This is a genomic window from Pseudomonas sp. GM41(2012), from assembly GCF_000282315.2.
GTDB lineage: Bacteria > Pseudomonadota > Gammaproteobacteria > Pseudomonadales > Pseudomonadaceae > Aquipseudomonas.
Genome location: NZ_AKJN02000007.1, coordinates 594,482 through 609,770, shown reverse-complemented (window position 1 = coordinate 609,770; position 15,289 = coordinate 594,482). Strand labels below are relative to the sequence as shown.

Here is a 15,289-nt window from a genome sequence, read left to right as displayed (position 1 = left end):
TTTCCCCCTCGCCCCTATGGGGCGGTCCGACGTTTCGGGAGGGCTGGGGTGAGGGGTCGATCTAAAGCGAACCCAACAATCAGGGATATTCCAGCACCGCTTTGATCTGCCGAAGATTGCGCTCGATCCACCCCCGATCTATCGCCCCCCACTCGCGAATCCGATAGCGCCCGGCATGATTGCGCGCGCCTTCTTCCTGCTGGAACTCGCAAACGATGTCCAGATCCGCCAATGCCGCGATGGTGTCCTGAGCCGTGCGCCGGGGCATGCCGGTCACTTCGGTCAGCGCCGGGACGCTACTGGCCAACCCGCTATCAATCAGGTACGCCACGTACAACCGACGATAGAAGCTGCTCTTGGTCTTGCTTACATCCATCTAAACACTCCCGGCTGCGATATTTTGATTTCTATTGCATATCCCGCCACGTCAGGTACACCCGCACATCGAACTCCACCTGGTGATACCCCGGCAACATGTGTTCGCAAAGCTTGTAGAACGCCTTGTTGTGATCCGACTCTTTGAAGTGTGCCAGTTCATGCACCACGATCATTTTCAGAAACTCGGCAGGTGCATCCTTGAACAATGAAGCGACACGAATTTCTTTCTTGGCCTTGAGCTTGCCGCCCTGCACCCGCGATATCGCGGTGTGCAATCCGAGGGCGCGGTGGGTCAGGTCCAGGCGGTTGTCGAACAACACCTTATCGATGGCTGGGGCATTTCGCAGGTATTCCTGCTTGAGGTCCAGCGTATAGGTGTACAACGCCTTGTCGCTCTGTACTCGGTGTTTTTCCGGGTAACGCTGGCTCAGGTAGTCGCCCAGCCGACCGTCGGCGATCAGCTGGCGCACTTGGTCCTGCAGTGCTGCAGGATAGGCCTGGAGGTATTTCAACGCGGTCATTGGGGCGGCAACACAATTCACGAAAAGGTCGCCAGTGTAGCGAATTCAGCCGGTCAGCGTGTTCCAGTCGAACGGCCGCACAAAGTCGCCGACGTCTTCGGCCATCATCGGCCGTGCGACCAGAAACCCTTGCACGTACTCGCAACCATTGGCTTGCAGCCACCGATATTGCGCAACGGTTTCCACCCCCTCGGCAATCACCAGCATCCCGTACTCCTTGCACAGCTCAATCACATTGCGCACCAGCGCCGCATCACGTGAGGACTCCAGAAGCCGGGCAATCAAATGCCGGTCGAACTTGAGCGTGTCCAACTCCAGATCCCGCAGATGAGACAGCGAACACGGTCCGGAACCAAAGTCATCCAGGGCCACTCGCACACCCAGGTTACGCAGCAGGCGCAGTTGTTTACGGGTTTCCTCGGGGTTTTGCACCAGGGCCTCTTCCGTGACCTCGACTTCCAGATGGTGCGCCTGCAAACCATGGCGCTCCAGTACCTGGCGCAACTCGGTGACCAGATTGGGCATGCCGAATTGCGTACTGCTCAAACTGACGCCCAGCACCAGGTCGTCGGCAAACAAGGTTTCCCAGGCTTTTCGCTGGCTCGCCCCTTGTTGATAGATCCAGCTGCCCAGGCGACTGATCAACCGCGCCTCTTCCAGCAAGGGCAAAAATAGCCCCGGAGGTACATCGCCAACGCTCGGGTGCTGCCAGCGGATCAGCGCTTCGAACCCGCGAATCTGCCCGCTGGCAATGGCCACTTGAGGTTGATACACCAAATTGAAATCACGGTTCTCGATCGCCGCGTGCACACTTTCTTCGAGCATCCGCCGCGAGCGTGCCCGGCCGTTCATTTCGTGATCATAGAAACGATACTGCTGACGGCCGGCGCGCTTGGCTTCGTACATGGCGATGTCCGACGCACGCAGCAAGCCGTCGAGATTGGAACCGCAATCCGGGTACGTCGCAATGCCGATGCTGGCGCCCAACGCGATATCCAGACCATCGATCTGCTGACAGATCGACACCCGCTCAATCAGCTTCTCGGCAATCTTTGCCGCTTGCTCGGGGAATTCCAGATCCAGCAACGCTGTGAATTCATCACCACCCATGCGCGCCAGAATGTCGAAGGGCCGCAAACAGGCCTTCAACTGCTCGGACACCCACCGCAGCACCCGGTCGCCGGCATCGTGACCGAGGGAATCGTTGACCCGTTTGAAGCCGTCGAGGTCCAGATACAGCAGCACCCAGGCACTCTCTGAGCGGTCGCCACGCAGCAGCAGGTTTTCCGCCGTCTGGTAAAAGCCGCGACGATTGAGCAGCCCGGTCAAGGGGTCAGTGACCGCCTGGAACTCCAGTTGCTGATGCAGATGGCGCACCACCGACATGTCCAGCACAGTCACCACCATCGCATGTTGTTCGCTGGGCAACGGTGCGCAGGACAGCGCCACGGGCACCTGCTGACCGGGCGCCGTACGCAGCAATGCATCGTGCAGGCGCAGGGTTTCACCGCGTTTGTAACCGGCGAACAACTCGGAGTCGGCCCAGATCGGGATGTGCGGGTTTTGCAGGAAATCCAGGAACTCTTTGCCTTGCAGGTCTTGCAGCGTGGCGTTGAGCAGCCGCGACATCGCCGGATTGGCGAAGCGGATCAGACCGTCCTCACCAACCACCAGGATGCCTTCGGCGGCATTGTCGAGCACCGAGGCATTAAATGCGCGTGCGACCTCCAGATCGTGGCTCAGGCGCTGCAACGCACGGCGATTGCGCTGATGCTCGAGCAGCGCCTGGACTTTGGGCTTGAGAATTTGCGGGTCGAACGGTTTGAACAGGTAATCCACCGCGCCACTGGCATAGCCCTTGATCACGGCGTCCTGGGACTGTTCGTTGGCGGTAAGGAAAATGATCGGCGTGAGGCGGGTTCGTTGGCTGCCGCGCATCAGGCGTGCCACTTCAAAACCGTCCATGCCCGGCATCTGCACATCCAGCAGTACCAGGTCGATATCGTGTTCGAGTAACAGACTGAGCGCCTCGAAGCCCGAGGCGGCGGTCATGACCTGCCAGTCCTGGCGCTGCAACAACGCGCGCATGCTGATCAGGTTTTCAGGGTAATCATCAACGATTAAAAGAATTGAGTTGCCTTCAGCTGGCGTGGGTTGCGCGCATTCCATGCTGCTTCTCTTATGCGGGACGTCAGGCCGGTTTCTCGTGAAAACCGGACAAATACTAAGCCTTCACTCTAGACCGGGTTCCGCAAAAGCAGAAGCTATCAGTACGCCATCATTTAACCAAAGCGTCCATTTGCCGACTAACGGTCGGCGCCACAGCCCCCTAAAACCGGGAAAGATGGCCTTTTAACAGGATTTTGACGTCACCCGTTTGTCATTTACGCATTAACAAATTGAACTTCTGCGATTATAAGGATTGCCCCCAAGGCGCGCGCCAGAGCTTCTGGAACGTACGTGCAGTAAAAAATCCGTGGAAGCTTTTGTCTATGATCGATCTCGCAACCTGGAACCTCAGCGTTCCCGTCGGCAATCCGCCGTACACCGTTGAAACCTCAAAACTGGTGGATGGCTTCAAGGACCAATACTTCCACTCCGACACCGGCACCTTGTTTTTCTGGGCCCCGGTCACCGGTTCCAAAACTGAAAACGCAAAGTATCCCCGCACCGAACTTCGCGAAACCTACAGCAATGGCACGCTGAAAAACTGGCTCTACCCGGACGCCGACAACACCCTGCGCGCCACCCTGGCGGTGAATCAGGTACCGAGTTCGGGCAAGATCGTCATTGGCCAGATCCACGCCTATGAAAGCCAGAAACCGATGGTGAAGCTCGAGTATCAGTACTCGACCAGCACACAGTCGGGCAACCTCGTCGCCAAGGTTCGTATGCACCCCGATGACGATACTGCCCGGATAATCACCATCGCTACCGGGGTGAAACTGGATCGGGAGTTTTCCTACCTCATCCACCTGAGCCCGGGCGGCGCGCTGGGCATCAGTGCGGCGGGCTACCAGTGGGACACCGACATCAGCAAGACCTGGAGCGTCAAGCCGCTGTACTTCAAGGCCGGGGTGTATGTGCAGGACCACACCGGTTACACCAGCGAAGGCGGGAAAGTGACGTTCAGCAAACTCGATATTGATCACGATAGGTAGCCCTCTCCCGCTGATCGCTCCCACGCCCGGGACGCTCCCAAGAACAACTCGATCTCTGTAGCAGCTGTCGAGCCTGCGAGGCCGTGGTGAGGGGATTCATCCCCGTTCGGCGGCGAAGCCGTCGTAATCCATTGGACGCGGAGTGGCTGGAAAAACAGGGGCCGCTTCGCAGCCCAACGGGGATGAATCCCCTCACCACGGCCTCGCAAGCTCGACAGCTGCTACAAATCCCAACGTCCGAAAACCTCGTAGGACCACTCCCACTGTGGCGAGGGGGCTTGCCCCCGTTGGGCTGCGAAGCAGCCCCAAACCCTGCTACGCAATTTCCTCAGACACACCGCAGCGCCCGGTTTTACGACAGCTACGCTGCCGAACGGGGGCAAGCCCCCTCGCCACAATGCCCGTGCGCGCTCCTACACCCCGGTTGCAGCCACCAAAGTCGCCGCTTATAGTTCGCCCCGTCGCTGACAGCAGTCGGTGATAGGGTTTCGCAGCCCTACCGAGTTAGAACCACAACCGTCAAAATACGACACGGGCAGTGTTTGCCCGTACTCGTTCTTTATGGCGGCTGTGCGTGGGAGACCCTCGGGTCTGCCGGGTCTTAACTCCTCGGTCTGCGAACCCGCGCACAGCTGCCACCCAATTTGTTTCGCAGCAAACGGTGGCGAATTCTTTCTTGAGTTAAGGATTTTCCATGAGCAATCAACAACCGCCACGCCGCTTCACCCCCATGTCCCAATTCGCCACCGACTACCCTGTCCTGCTGATCGACAGCGACGCCCCGCTGCGCGAACTCCACAACTGCGTCAGCGAACGCCTCAGCGCCGTTCTCAAATACCTCAACCTTATGGCCTGCACCAGCCTGCCGGACTACGCCGAGAACGACATCAACACCGTCACCAACATTGCCCGGATCATGATCCAGGATGTAAGCGATGTGTTTCGGGTGATTGAGCAGCGCGGATTTGATACGCAAAAATAGTAGGGAATCAAATAATAAAAACCCGCAATATTACGGGTTTTTATTTATAGTCACATTAGCCGCTTAACTAACGCAAGCAATGGGCTCGGAATTATCACTCCATTAAAAAATGTCTTCACATCATTCTTCTACTTTATTAGTACTCACTTGTGCAGGCCCTCGCTCACCATCCGACTTAAAAAGAAAGGTGAAAGATCTGTTTAATCCACTACCTCTTTCTTCTCCGGCTGCGCATTTACACTAGGTAGCAGCCAGCATTAAGTCACCTGTAATAAATTACAGTTTTTAATACGCTTTTGCGATAACAGATATAACTTTAAAAAAGAAATGCGGGGAAATGGCTCTTTCCGTCGGGGAGCACTGCGGAGTGCGAATTTCGTATCGAGCGCCCCCTTTCGGCCCCTTCTTTTTGCTGCCAGTTAACAGCTTGACTCAGCTAATATAAACATCGGTATCAAGACTCCAATCGGAATGATTAATATTGTCCGCGGTCTCCCGGACTTGCACAGAAATAGTCTGACCTCTGCACCTTTGCACCGTTGCCTCCTGCGTCGTAAACGAATAACTGCCATCCGCCCCAACAACACCAGTCCCCAACCTCTGACCTGTGCCCGCTTGATGCAGATAGATCCTATAGCTTGGCGTTCCCCGCCCACTAACCGTTATTGAGGCATTGCCGCCCCAGATTGAATCAATATAGGCAGCCATAGTAATTACCCTCTGAAATGACCGTCGAGACTTCGACGATTACCCCTACTCTAGGTAGGCAACTTGCTTCTTACTACCTGTCAAAAATACCTATACCGACCAACGGTAGAGGTGTTGTAAAGCCCATTACCCAGAAAAGAGTCCTCCCTCTGGCTACCATTATAAAAAAACCGCCTTTCGATGGTTTTAATAAGCAGGGTCGACTCACAGGCTTCGCCGTGCTTGATGCCTTCGACGATTTCTTCAACCGGTACGCCGTAGGTTTCTTTGATGTCACTGCCGGACCGGTGAAGATCGCCGGACAGCGCTGATCAACTGCCCCGCTTTTTCACGTCCACTACGACAGGCTAGCGCCGCAGCCCCGGTGTTATCGAATCATTAAGCGCCATCAGCCGCCCCGCATCCCATTCAGTCTGCATACCCGAAAACAGCTCACTGTCTGTGCGATGTTACATCTGGAAGAATTTACCAGGCATTAAAAAACCCGCCTCACGGCGGGTTCATTAATGCGACTCAAACACCAAAGGCTTAGTTAACCTTAGCGTTCAACTCACCCTTCAAATAACGCTGATACATCCCTTCCAACGAGATCGGCTTGATCTTCGAAGCATTACCCGCCGTACCAAACGCTTCATAACGTGCGATACACACATCACGCATGGCAGTCACAGTCGCGCCGAAGAACTTACGCGGATCAAACTCGCTCGGGTTGGTGGCCATCAGGCGACGCATCGCACCGGTGGACGCCAGGCGCAGGTCGGTGTCGATGTTGACCTTGCGCACGCCGTGCTTGATGCCTTCGACGATTTCTTCAACCGGCACGCCGTAGGTTTCTTTGATGTCGCCGCCGTACTGGTTGATGATCGCCAGCCAGTCTTGCGGAACCGAAGACGAACCGTGCATCACCAGGTGGGTGTTCGGGATGCGTTTGTGGATTTCTTTGATGCGGTCGATGGCCAGCACGTCGCCGGTAGGCGGCTTGGTGAACTTGTACGCGCCGTGGCTGGTGCCGATGGCGATGGCCAGGGCGTCGACCTGGGTGCGTTTGACGAAGTCAGCGGCTTCTTCCGGGTCGGTCAGCATTTGGCTGTGATCCAGAACGCCTTCGGCGCCGATGCCGTCTTCTTCACCGGCCATGCCGGTTTCCAGCGAACCCAGGCAGCCCAACTCGCCTTCTACCGATACGCCGCAGGCGTGAGCCATGGCTACAGTTTGTTGGGTGACACGGATGTTGTAGTCGTAGTCGGTCGGGGTCTTGCCGTCTTCGCCCAGGGAACCGTCCATCATCACCGAGCTGAAGCCCAGTTGGATGGAGCGCTGGCAGACGTCAGGGCTGGTGCCGTGGTCCTGGTGCATGCACACCGGGATGTGCGGGAACTCTTCGATTGCCGCCAGGATCAGGTGACGCAGGAACGGTGCGCCGGCGTATTTGCGAGCACCGGCCGAAGCCTGGACGATCACCGGGGAGTCAGTCTTGTCAGCGGCTTCCATGATGGCGCGCATCTGCTCAAGGTTGTTGACGTTGAAGGCTGGAACGCCGTAGCCGAACTCGGCTGCGTGGTCCAGCATCTGGCGCATGCTGATAAGTGCCATTGTGTGTGTATCTCCCGGTTGAGGGTCGTTAATCGTGCCAGCCTGCCGTAGCGGCGGCGGCTATTCAAGTTATTGCAGATCGGGGGTTGCCCCGGCCTGCCAATTCGGTATTACAAAAATCCTGAGAGCCGTCGATTTCCTGTAGGAGCCGAGCTTGCTCGCGATGGCGGTTTAACTGCCAACACAGGTGTTGAATGTGCTGGCCTCATCGCGAGCAAGCTCGGCTCCTACAGGTCTAGGGTCAGCCCTGCGTATTACTGCGCTTTACAACCGCGGCCGATCAAATCATTGGTGGCGACCCAGTACACCAGGCCTTCCTCACCTTTTATGTGAAACGCCAGCATGTCGTTGCTGTACAGCGAACCTTCGGCGCCCGGCTCATGCTTCAAGCGGTAGACCTGATCGGCACCGCCCAGGCGAACGTCGACTTCCTTGCGGCTTTCGTCGGTGTAGCGCCAGAGCACTTTGGCCTGACTGTCGCAGGTCCAGGTGGTCCAGCTGTCCGTCGATTCGGCAGGCTTGAACAGGTTCAAATTAGCGCAACCTGCCAGCAGAGCCAGCGCCGTAACGGCGATAAAACCTTTCATCCATGTTCCTCGACTGACGGCGCACGCCGCCAGCCCTGAGTAAAGTGTCAGACCCTTCAAGGGCAACCATGTTCCTTGGCCGGGGTCTGTGTCTCGTATTTGTCCAGGCCATCAGGCCCGGAACGCTTGTTGATCACCGGGTTGGTTTCGGCCTGCCAGTCGGCCTGGTAGCAGCCTTTGTCCTGTTCAGGTGTCTCCGGTACCTTCGGAGCTTTCGGGTTACTCCCGCAAGCCGCCAGCGACCCCGCGATAATCAACATCGCTAATGTTTTGACCATCTGAACACTCCTTTGCCTGGTCAAATGGGCGGCCTCAGGCCTTCGCCCGGCTTTCCAGGACTTCAACGGCCGGCAGCACCTTGCCTTCGACGAACTCGAGAAACGCGCCGCCACCGGTAGAAATGTAGGAGATCTGATCGGCAACGCCATATTTATCGATGGCGGCCAGGGTGTCGCCGCCGCCAGCGATGGAGAATGCCGAGCTTTCTGCGATGGCCTGGGCCAGGACTTTGGTGCCGTTACCGAACTGGTCAAACTCGAACACGCCCACCGGGCCGTTCCACAGAATGGTTTTGGACGACTTCAGCAGCTCGGCGAAATTCGCCGCGGTCTGTGGGCCGATGTCCAGAATCATGTCGTCTGCGGCCACATCAGCGATCAGCTTGACAGTAGCGGTCGCGCTTTCAGCGAACTCCTTGGCAACCACGACGTCGACCGGCAGTGGCACGCTGACCTTGGCGGCGATGGCGCGAGCGGTGTCCAGCAGGTCCGGCTCGTACAGGGACTTGCCGACCGGGTGACCGGCAGCAGCCAGGAAGGTGTTGGCAATGCCGCCGCCGACGATCAGCTGGTTGCAGATCTGGCTCAGGCTGTTCAGCACGTCGAGTTTGGTCGAAACCTTGGAGCCGGCAACAATCGCCGCCATTGGCTGGGCCGGGGCGCCGAGGGCTTTGCCCAGTGCGTCCAGCTCAGCAGCCAGCAACGGACCAGCGGCCGCGACTTTGGCGAACTTGGCCACGCCATGGGTCGAACCCTCGGCGCGGTGAGCGGTGCCGAAGGCGTCCATCACGAACACGTCGCACAGGGCGGCGTATTGCTGGGCCAGTTCGTCAGCGTTCTTTTTCTCGCCCTTGTTGAAGCGCACGTTTTCGAACAGCACGATGTCGCCGGCCTTCACGTCAACGCCGTTCAGGTAGTCGGCCACCAGCGGCACTTCGCGACCCAGAGCCTTGCTCAGGTAGTCAGCGACTGGCTTGAGGCTGTTTTCGGCCGAGAACTCGCCTTCGGTCGGACGGCCAAGGTGCGAGCAGACCATCACGGCCGCGCCTTTTTCCAGGGCCAGCTTGATGGTCGGCAGCGAGGCCAGGATTCGCGCATCGCTGGTGACTACACCGTCCTTGACTGGGACGTTGAGGTCTTCGCGGATCAGTACGCGCTTACCTTGCAGATCGAGGTCGGTCATCTTCAACACGGTCATGGGTCGCATTTCCTACTGTTTTGGAGAGGCAGATGTACGCAGATAGTGTTCCGCAACATCCAGCATTCGATTGGCAAAACCCCATTCGTTGTCGAACCAGGCCAGGATATTCACCAGCCGTGGGCCGGAAACTCGAGTCTGACTGGCATCGACGATGGCCGAATGTGGGTCATGGTTGAAATCACAACTGGCGTGAGGCAACTCGGTATAGGCCAGAAGGCCTTTGAGCGGGCCATGGGTGGCGGCCTCGCGCAGAATCCGGTTGACCTCGGTGGCGTCGGTGTCGCTCACGGTCTGCATCGTAATGTCGAGGCAAGACACGTTAACCGTCGGCACCCGCACGGCTTTGGCCTGAATTCTCCCGGCAAGTTCCGGCAGCAGGCGTTCAATGCCTCGCGCCAGACCAGTGGACACCGGAATCACCGATTGAAACGCCGAACGGGTGCGGCGCAAGTCTTCGTGATGATAGGCGTCGATCACTGGCTGATCGTTCATCGCCGAGTGAATGGTGGTGATCGACACGTATTCCAGACCAATGGCCTGATCCAGCAGGCGCAACAGCGGCACGCCGCAGTTGGTGGTGCAGGACGCGTTGGACACCAGCAACTCATCACCGGTCAGGCAATCCTGGTTCACGCCGTAGACGATGGTGGCGTCGACATCCGCTTCGCTGGCCATCGGCTGGGAAAACAGCACGCGCGGCGCACCGGCGTCGAGGAAACGCTGGCCGTCTTCACGAGTGTGGTAAGCGCCGGAGCACTCCAGCACCAGATCGACGCCCAGCGACGCCCAATCGATACCTTCGGGGGTGGCACTGCGCAGGACCTTCACGCAGTCGCCATTAATATGCAGACAATCGCCGTCGACCTTCACTTCCCCGGGAAAACGCCCGTGAGTGGAGTCGAAGCGTGTCAGGTATTCGATGCTGGCCATGTCGGCCAGATCGTTGATCGCAACAATTTCAAACCCGGCCTTATCGCCTCGCTCAAACAACGCACGCAAGACGCAACGACCAATCCGGCCGTAGCCGTTGAGTGCAACTTTGTAAGGACGCGGTTGAGGCATGGGGTTCTCGATTACCGGGGTGAATCCGTCAGTGCTGCGTTGCCTGAACCAACGCTATCGCGGGCAAGCCTTGCTCCTACAGGTCAACGTGATCTGTAGGAGCCGAGCTTGCTCGCGATGGCGTCAGAACAGGCAATACATCACCTGGACTTAGTCTTCCAGCAGCTCTTCAGCCTGACCCAGGATGTTTTCCAGGGTGAAGCCGAACTCTTCGAACAAGGCAGGCGCAGGCGCCGACTCGCCGTAGGTGGTCATGCCGATCACGCGGCCTTCCAGGCCCACGTACTTGTACCAGTAGTCCGCGTGGGCGGCTTCGATGGCGATACGGGCGCTGACCTGCAACGGCAGAACGGCTTGCTTGTAACCGGCGTCCTGAGCATCGAACACGCTGGTGCAAGGCATCGAAACAACACGCACTTTGCGACCTTGTTCGGTCAGCTTGTCGTAGGCCTGAACGGCCAGACCGACTTCCGAACCGGTAGAGATCAGGATCAGCTCAGGCTCACCGTCGCAGTCCTTCAACACGTAACCGCCACGGGCGATGTCGGCGATCTGGAACGCATTACGGGTTTGGTGCTGCAGGTTCTGACGCGAGAAGATCAGCGCCGAAGGGCCATCCTTGCGTTCCAGAGCCATTTTCCAGCACACCGCCGATTCAACGGCATCAGCTGGGCGCCAGGTGTCGAGGTTCGGCGTGCTGCGCAAGCTGGTCAGTTGCTCGATCGGCTGGTGAGTCGGGCCGTCTTCGCCCAGACCGATGGAGTCGTGGGTGTAGACGAACACGACACGCTGCTTCATCAGCGAGGCCATGCGCACGGCGTTGCGGGCGTATTCCATGAACATCAGGAAGGTCGCGCCGTAAGGCACCAGACCGCCGTGCAGGGTCACGCCGTTCATGATCGCGCTCATGCCGAACTCGCGAACGCCGTAGTACATGTAGTTGCCGCTGGCGTCTTCAGCCGTAACACCTTTGCAACCTTTCCACAGGGTCAGGTTGGAACCGGCCAGGTCAGCGGAGCCGCCCAGCAGTTCAGGCAACAGCGGGCCGTAGGCATTCAATGCGTTCTGGCTGGCTTTACGGCTGGCGATGGTTTCGCCTTTGGCAGCGACTTCAGCAATATAAGCAGAGGCTTTTTCAGCGAAGTCTTCCGGCAGTTCGCCGCTCAGACGACGAATCAGCTCGTTGGCCAACTCAGGGAAAGCGGCAGAGTAGGCAGCGAAACGCTGATCCCATTCGGCTTCGGCCGCGCGACCGGTTTCCTTGGCGTCCCACTCGGCGTAGATGTCGGCCGGGATTTCGAACGGACCGTGATTCCATTTCAGCGCAGCACGGGTCAGAGCGATTTCCGCGTCACCCAGTGGGGCGCCGTGGCAGTCTTCCTTGCCTTGCTTGTTCGGCGAACCGAAACCAATGGTGGTCTTGCAGCAGATCAGGGTTGGCTGATCGCTTTTGCGCGCAGTTTCGATCGCGATCTTGATCTCTTCAGGATCGTGACCGTCGACGTTGCGGATCACCAGCCAGTTGTAGGCTTCGAAACGCTTGGGCGTGTCGTCGGTGAACCAGCCTTCGACTTCGCCATCGATGGAGATGCCGTTGTCGTCGTAGAAGGCGATCAGCTTGTTGAGGCCCAAAGTACCGGCCAGGGAGCCGACTTCGTGGGAAATGCCTTCCATCATGCAGCCATCACCCAGGAACACGTAGGTGTGGTGGTCAACAACATTGTGGCCCGGACGGTTGAACTGCGCCGCCAGGACTTTTTCTGCCAGGGCAAAACCAACGGCGTTGGCCAGGCCTTGGCCCAGTGGACCGGTGGTGGTTTCAACGCCTGGGGTGTAGCCGAATTCCGGGTGACCCGGGGTACGGCTGTGCAGCTGGCGGAAGTTCTTCAGGTCTTCGATCGACAGATCGTAGCCGGTCAGGTGCAGCAGCGAGTAGATCAACATCGAGCCGTGACCGTTGGACAGCACGAAGCGGTCTCGGTCGGCGAACGATGGATTGCTCGGGTTGTGCTTCAGGTAGTCACGCCAAAGTACTTCGGCGATATCCGCCATACCCATAGGGGCACCGGGATGGCCGCTGTTGGCTTTTTGCACGGCATCCATGCTGAGGGCACGAATGGCGTTGGCACGCTCACGACGGCTGGGCATCGCTGTTCTCCTGCGGATATTGAATCGAGAGTGAATAAAACGAAACGGAAAAAAGGCGAGCATTTTCCCTCACCCACCCGCCTCGGGGCAATGACAGATAGTCATCTGAAGGCGTTTTTCCGGTGGATAAAGTCGCATTCGCCTGGTGAAACCTTTCCGCTGACGATTTGTAGAGTGACCCTTTCCCCGAGAAGTGCCATCTATCGAGCAATATCAAAACTTTTTGATATTGCTCTTGCGGTGTTTTCTGACCGTCACTAGACTGCTGGCCTTATGAATTTACGTGCGCCTTCCATTCGACCTGACGATTGCGATGAGCTGGCGGCCCTGTGCAAGGCTGGCGGCGATCCTCTGCGGCTGAATGTATTGCGCGCGCTGGCCAACGATTCGTTTGGCGTACTGGAGCTGGCGCAGATCTTTGGCATCGGCCAGTCCGGCATGAGTCATCACCTCAAGGTATTGGCCCAGGCCGACCTGGTGGCGACGCGCCGTGAAGGCAACGCGATTTTCTACCGTCGCGCCCTGCCCCACACCGACCTGCTGGGCGGCAAACTGCACGCAGCCTTGCTGGAAGAAGTGGACAACCTGTCCCTGCCTGCCGAGGTGCAGTCGCGGATCGGTCAGGTCCATGGACAACGAGCGGCGGCCAGCCAGGACTTTTTCTCACGGGTCGCGGAGAAGTTTCGCGCCCAGCAAGACTTGATCGCCGGTCTGCCGCAATACCGCGAAAGCGTGGTGGCATTGCTCGACAAGCTGAGTTTCAGCGAAGGCGCCACGGCCATCGAAGTCGGCCCCGGAGATGGCGCATTTCTGCCGGAACTGGCGCGCCGTTTCACCCAGGTCACGGCGCTGGACAACAGCCCGGCGATGCTCGAACTGGCGCGCCAGGTTTGCGAACGTGAAACGCTGGCTAACGTCAGCCTGCAACTGGCCGATGCATTGAACGGTGTCCGCCTCAAGGCTGACTGCGTTGTACTGAACATGGTGCTGCACCATTTCGCCGCACCGGCCGAAGCACTCAAGCACATGGCCGACTTGCTGCAACCGAGCGGTAGCCTGCTCGTGACAGAGTTATGTAGCCACAACCAGAGTTGGGCCAGGGAGGCCTGCGGTGATCTATGGTTGGGGTTTGAACAGGACGATTTGGCCCGTTGGGCCACCGCTGCGGGACTCGTTCCCGGGGAAAGCCTCTATGTAGGCTTACGTAATGGTTTCCAGATCCAGGTCCGCCATTTTCAGCGACCGGCTGGCGACACTCACCATCGGTAAATTCAGGAAAAAATCGAGATGAGCGAATACTCCCTCTTCACCTCCGAGTCCGTGTCCGAAGGGCATCCGGACAAAATCGCCGACCAGATTTCCGATGCGGTGCTGGACGCCATCATTGCTGAAGACAAGTTCGCCCGTGTAGCGGTCGAGACCCTGGTAAAAACCGGCGTTGCAATCATCGCAGGTGAAGTCACCACGTCGGCCTGGGTCGACCTGGAAGAGATCGTGCGTAACGTGATTCTGGACATCGGCTACAACAGCTCCGATGTCGGCTTCGACGGCGCCACTTGCGGCGTGATGAACATCATTGGCAAACAGTCTCCTGACATCAACCAGGGTGTCGACCGTGCCAAGCCTGAAGATCAGGGCGCCGGCGATCAGGGCCTGATGTTCGGCTACGCCAGCAACGAAACCGACGTGCTGATGCCAGCACCGATCACCTTCTCGCACCAGCTGGTTCAGCGTCAGGCCCAAGCCCGTAAATCCGGCCTGCTGCCTTGGCTGCGCCCGGATGCCAAGTCGCAAGTGACTTGCCGTTACGAAGGCGGCAAGGTTGTCGGTATCGACGCCGTTGTACTGTCGACCCAGCACAACCCTGACGTGTCCTACAAAGACTTGCGCGAAGGCGTGATGGAGCTGATCGTCAAGCACGTACTGCCTGCCGAACTGCTGTCCAAGGACACCCAGTTCCACATCAACCCGACTGGCCAGTTCATCATCGGTGGCCCGGTTGGCGACTGCGGCCTGACCGGTCGCAAGATCATCGTTGACAGCTACGGCGGCATGGCCCGTCACGGCGGCGGCGCGTTCTCCGGTAAAGACCCATCGAAGGTTGACCGTTCGGCCGCCTACGCAGGTCGTTACGTGGCCAAAAACATCGTGGCGGCCGGCCTGGCCGAGCGTTGCGAGATTCAGGTTTCCTACGCCATCGGTGTTGCTCAGCCGACGTCGATCTCGCTGAACACCTTCGGCACCGGCAAAATCAGCGACGACAAAATCGTCAAACTGGTTCGCGAAGTGTTCGACCTGCGTCCATACGCAATCACCACCATGCTCGACCTGCTGCACCCGATGTACCAGGAAACCGCTGCGTACGGCCACTTCGGTCGCACTCCGACTACCAAGACTGTGGGCGAAGACACTTTCACCACCTTCACTTGGGAAAAGACCGACCGCGCCGATTCCTTGCGCGCTGCTGCCGGCCTGTAAGACTTCCCCGGCGGTACCAAAAGCCCTGCACGGTTCACCGTGCGGGGCTTTTTATTGCGTGAAAATCGAAAGATCGCAGCCTCGTTTCACTCGACAGCTCCTACAGGGACTTGTGTAGGAGCTGTCGAGTGAAACGAGGCTGCGATCTCCTGATCTTCCTGCCTCTCGAAACACACCGAAAAACATCCTCGC

General features: G+C 58.2%; 13 protein-coding genes. 4 read left to right on the top strand and 9 right to left on the bottom strand.

Features of this window, described 5'->3' with window-relative positions; translation table 11 throughout:
- Positions 1-79 precede the first annotated feature (79 nt).
- The 3 genes from PMI27_RS11680 to PMI27_RS11690 are packed head-to-tail and all read right to left on the bottom strand — an operon-like array spanning position 80 to position 3,068.
- Positions 80-376, bottom strand: a complete 297-nt coding sequence (locus PMI27_RS11680) for a winged helix-turn-helix domain-containing protein (protein WP_008151963.1) — start codon at positions 374-376, stop codon at positions 80-82.
- A 31-nt stretch (positions 377-407) separates the two neighbouring features.
- Positions 408-899 carry a M48 metallopeptidase family protein gene (locus tag PMI27_RS11685; RefSeq protein WP_008151965.1) on the bottom strand — a complete coding sequence of 164 codons (492 nt, stop codon included), beginning with the start codon at positions 897-899 and terminating at the stop codon, positions 408-410.
- Positions 900-944: 45 nt separating this feature from the next.
- Positions 945-3,068 carry a putative bifunctional diguanylate cyclase/phosphodiesterase gene (locus PMI27_RS11690; RefSeq protein ID WP_008151967.1) on the bottom strand — a complete coding sequence of 708 codons (2,124 nt, stop codon included), beginning with the start codon at positions 3,066-3,068 and terminating at the stop codon, positions 945-947.
- Between the two features lie 323 nt (positions 3,069-3,391).
- On the opposite strand from PMI27_RS11690, the gene PMI27_RS11695 reads away from it, so the two are divergent.
- Together PMI27_RS11695 and PMI27_RS11700 are read left to right on the top strand one after the other, a co-directional pair.
- Positions 3,392-4,060, top strand: coding sequence for a polysaccharide lyase family 7 protein (locus tag PMI27_RS11695; protein WP_008151969.1), 669 nt, complete (start codon positions 3,392-3,394; stop codon positions 4,058-4,060).
- Positions 4,061-4,754: 694 nt separating this feature from the next.
- On the top strand, positions 4,755-5,042 hold the full coding sequence (locus tag PMI27_RS11700) for a hypothetical protein (RefSeq protein WP_008151970.1): 288 nt from the start codon (positions 4,755-4,757) through the stop codon (positions 5,040-5,042).
- Positions 5,043-6,278: 1,236 nt separating this feature from the next.
- On the opposite strand, the gene fba is transcribed toward PMI27_RS11700, so the two are convergent.
- From fba to tkt, 6 genes are all read right to left on the bottom strand, one after another.
- The gene (gene fba / locus PMI27_RS11705; protein WP_008151974.1) at positions 6,279-7,343 is read right to left on the bottom strand and encodes a class II fructose-bisphosphate aldolase; all 1,065 of its coding nucleotides are present in this window, start codon (positions 7,341-7,343) and stop codon (positions 6,279-6,281) included.
- A gap of 254 nt (positions 7,344-7,597) precedes the next feature.
- Positions 7,598-7,930 (bottom strand): MliC family protein, encoded by a 333-nt coding sequence (locus PMI27_RS11710; RefSeq protein WP_008151977.1) that lies wholly within the window; start codon positions 7,928-7,930, stop codon positions 7,598-7,600.
- 56 nt (positions 7,931-7,986) lie between these two features.
- The gene (locus tag PMI27_RS11715; RefSeq protein ID WP_008151979.1) at positions 7,987-8,208 is read right to left on the bottom strand and encodes a hypothetical protein; all 222 of its coding nucleotides are present in this window, start codon (positions 8,206-8,208) and stop codon (positions 7,987-7,989) included.
- 34 nt (positions 8,209-8,242) lie between these two features.
- The gene (locus PMI27_RS11720; protein WP_008151980.1) at positions 8,243-9,406 is read right to left on the bottom strand and encodes a phosphoglycerate kinase; all 1,164 of its coding nucleotides are present in this window, start codon (positions 9,404-9,406) and stop codon (positions 8,243-8,245) included.
- 12 nt (positions 9,407-9,418) lie between these two features.
- Positions 9,419-10,471 carry an erythrose-4-phosphate dehydrogenase gene (gene epd, locus PMI27_RS11725; RefSeq protein ID WP_008151983.1) on the bottom strand — a complete coding sequence of 351 codons (1,053 nt, stop codon included), beginning with the start codon at positions 10,469-10,471 and terminating at the stop codon, positions 9,419-9,421.
- 150 nt (positions 10,472-10,621) lie between these two features.
- Positions 10,622-12,619 carry a transketolase gene (tkt, locus tag PMI27_RS11730; RefSeq protein WP_008151985.1) on the bottom strand — a complete coding sequence of 666 codons (1,998 nt, stop codon included), beginning with the start codon at positions 12,617-12,619 and terminating at the stop codon, positions 10,622-10,624.
- Positions 12,620-12,892: 273 nt separating this feature from the next.
- Between tkt and PMI27_RS11735 the strand changes: the two genes are divergently transcribed.
- Both PMI27_RS11735 and metK read left to right on the top strand, forming a co-directional pair.
- Complete coding sequence (locus PMI27_RS11735; RefSeq protein WP_008151987.1) at positions 12,893-13,888, top strand: ArsR/SmtB family transcription factor; 996 nt, start codon at positions 12,893-12,895, stop codon at positions 13,886-13,888.
- A gap of 18 nt (positions 13,889-13,906) precedes the next feature.
- Positions 13,907-15,097, top strand: a complete 1,191-nt coding sequence (metK, locus tag PMI27_RS11740; RefSeq protein WP_008151990.1) for a methionine adenosyltransferase — start codon at positions 13,907-13,909, stop codon at positions 15,095-15,097.
- Positions 15,098-15,289: the final 192 nt, after the last annotated feature.

What these genes read in the sequence shown, in the direction of transcription:
- PMI27_RS11695 (WP_008151969.1), top strand. Translation starts at nt 3,392, where the DNA reads ATGATCGATCTCGCAACCTGGAACCTCAGCGTTCCCGTCGGCAATCCG.
- PMI27_RS11735 (WP_008151987.1), top strand. Translation starts at nt 12,893, where the DNA reads ATGAATTTACGTGCGCCTTCCATTCGACCTGACGATTGCGATGAGCTG.
- PMI27_RS11700 (WP_008151970.1), top strand. Translation starts at nt 4,755, where the DNA reads ATGAGCAATCAACAACCGCCACGCCGCTTCACCCCCATGTCCCAATTC.
- tkt (WP_008151985.1), bottom strand. Translation starts at nt 12,619, where the DNA reads ATGCCCAGCCGTCGTGAGCGTGCCAACGCCATTCGTGCCCTCAGCATG.
- PMI27_RS11710 (WP_008151977.1), bottom strand. Translation starts at nt 7,930, where the DNA reads ATGAAAGGTTTTATCGCCGTTACGGCGCTGGCTCTGCTGGCAGGTTGC.
- epd (WP_008151983.1), bottom strand. Translation starts at nt 10,471, where the DNA reads ATGCCTCAACCGCGTCCTTACAAAGTTGCACTCAACGGCTACGGCCGG.
- metK (WP_008151990.1), top strand. Translation starts at nt 13,907, where the DNA reads ATGAGCGAATACTCCCTCTTCACCTCCGAGTCCGTGTCCGAAGGGCAT.
- PMI27_RS11685 (WP_008151965.1), bottom strand. Translation starts at nt 899, where the DNA reads ATGACCGCGTTGAAATACCTCCAGGCCTATCCTGCAGCACTGCAGGAC.
- fba (WP_008151974.1), bottom strand. Translation starts at nt 7,343, where the DNA reads ATGGCACTTATCAGCATGCGCCAGATGCTGGACCACGCAGCCGAGTTC.
- PMI27_RS11680 (WP_008151963.1), bottom strand. Translation starts at nt 376, where the DNA reads ATGGATGTAAGCAAGACCAAGAGCAGCTTCTATCGTCGGTTGTACGTG.
- PMI27_RS11690 (WP_008151967.1), bottom strand. Translation starts at nt 3,068, where the DNA reads ATGGAATGCGCGCAACCCACGCCAGCTGAAGGCAACTCAATTCTTTTA.
- PMI27_RS11715 (WP_008151979.1), bottom strand. Translation starts at nt 8,208, where the DNA reads ATGGTCAAAACATTAGCGATGTTGATTATCGCGGGGTCGCTGGCGGCT.
- PMI27_RS11720 (WP_008151980.1), bottom strand. Translation starts at nt 9,406, where the DNA reads ATGACCGTGTTGAAGATGACCGACCTCGATCTGCAAGGTAAGCGCGTA.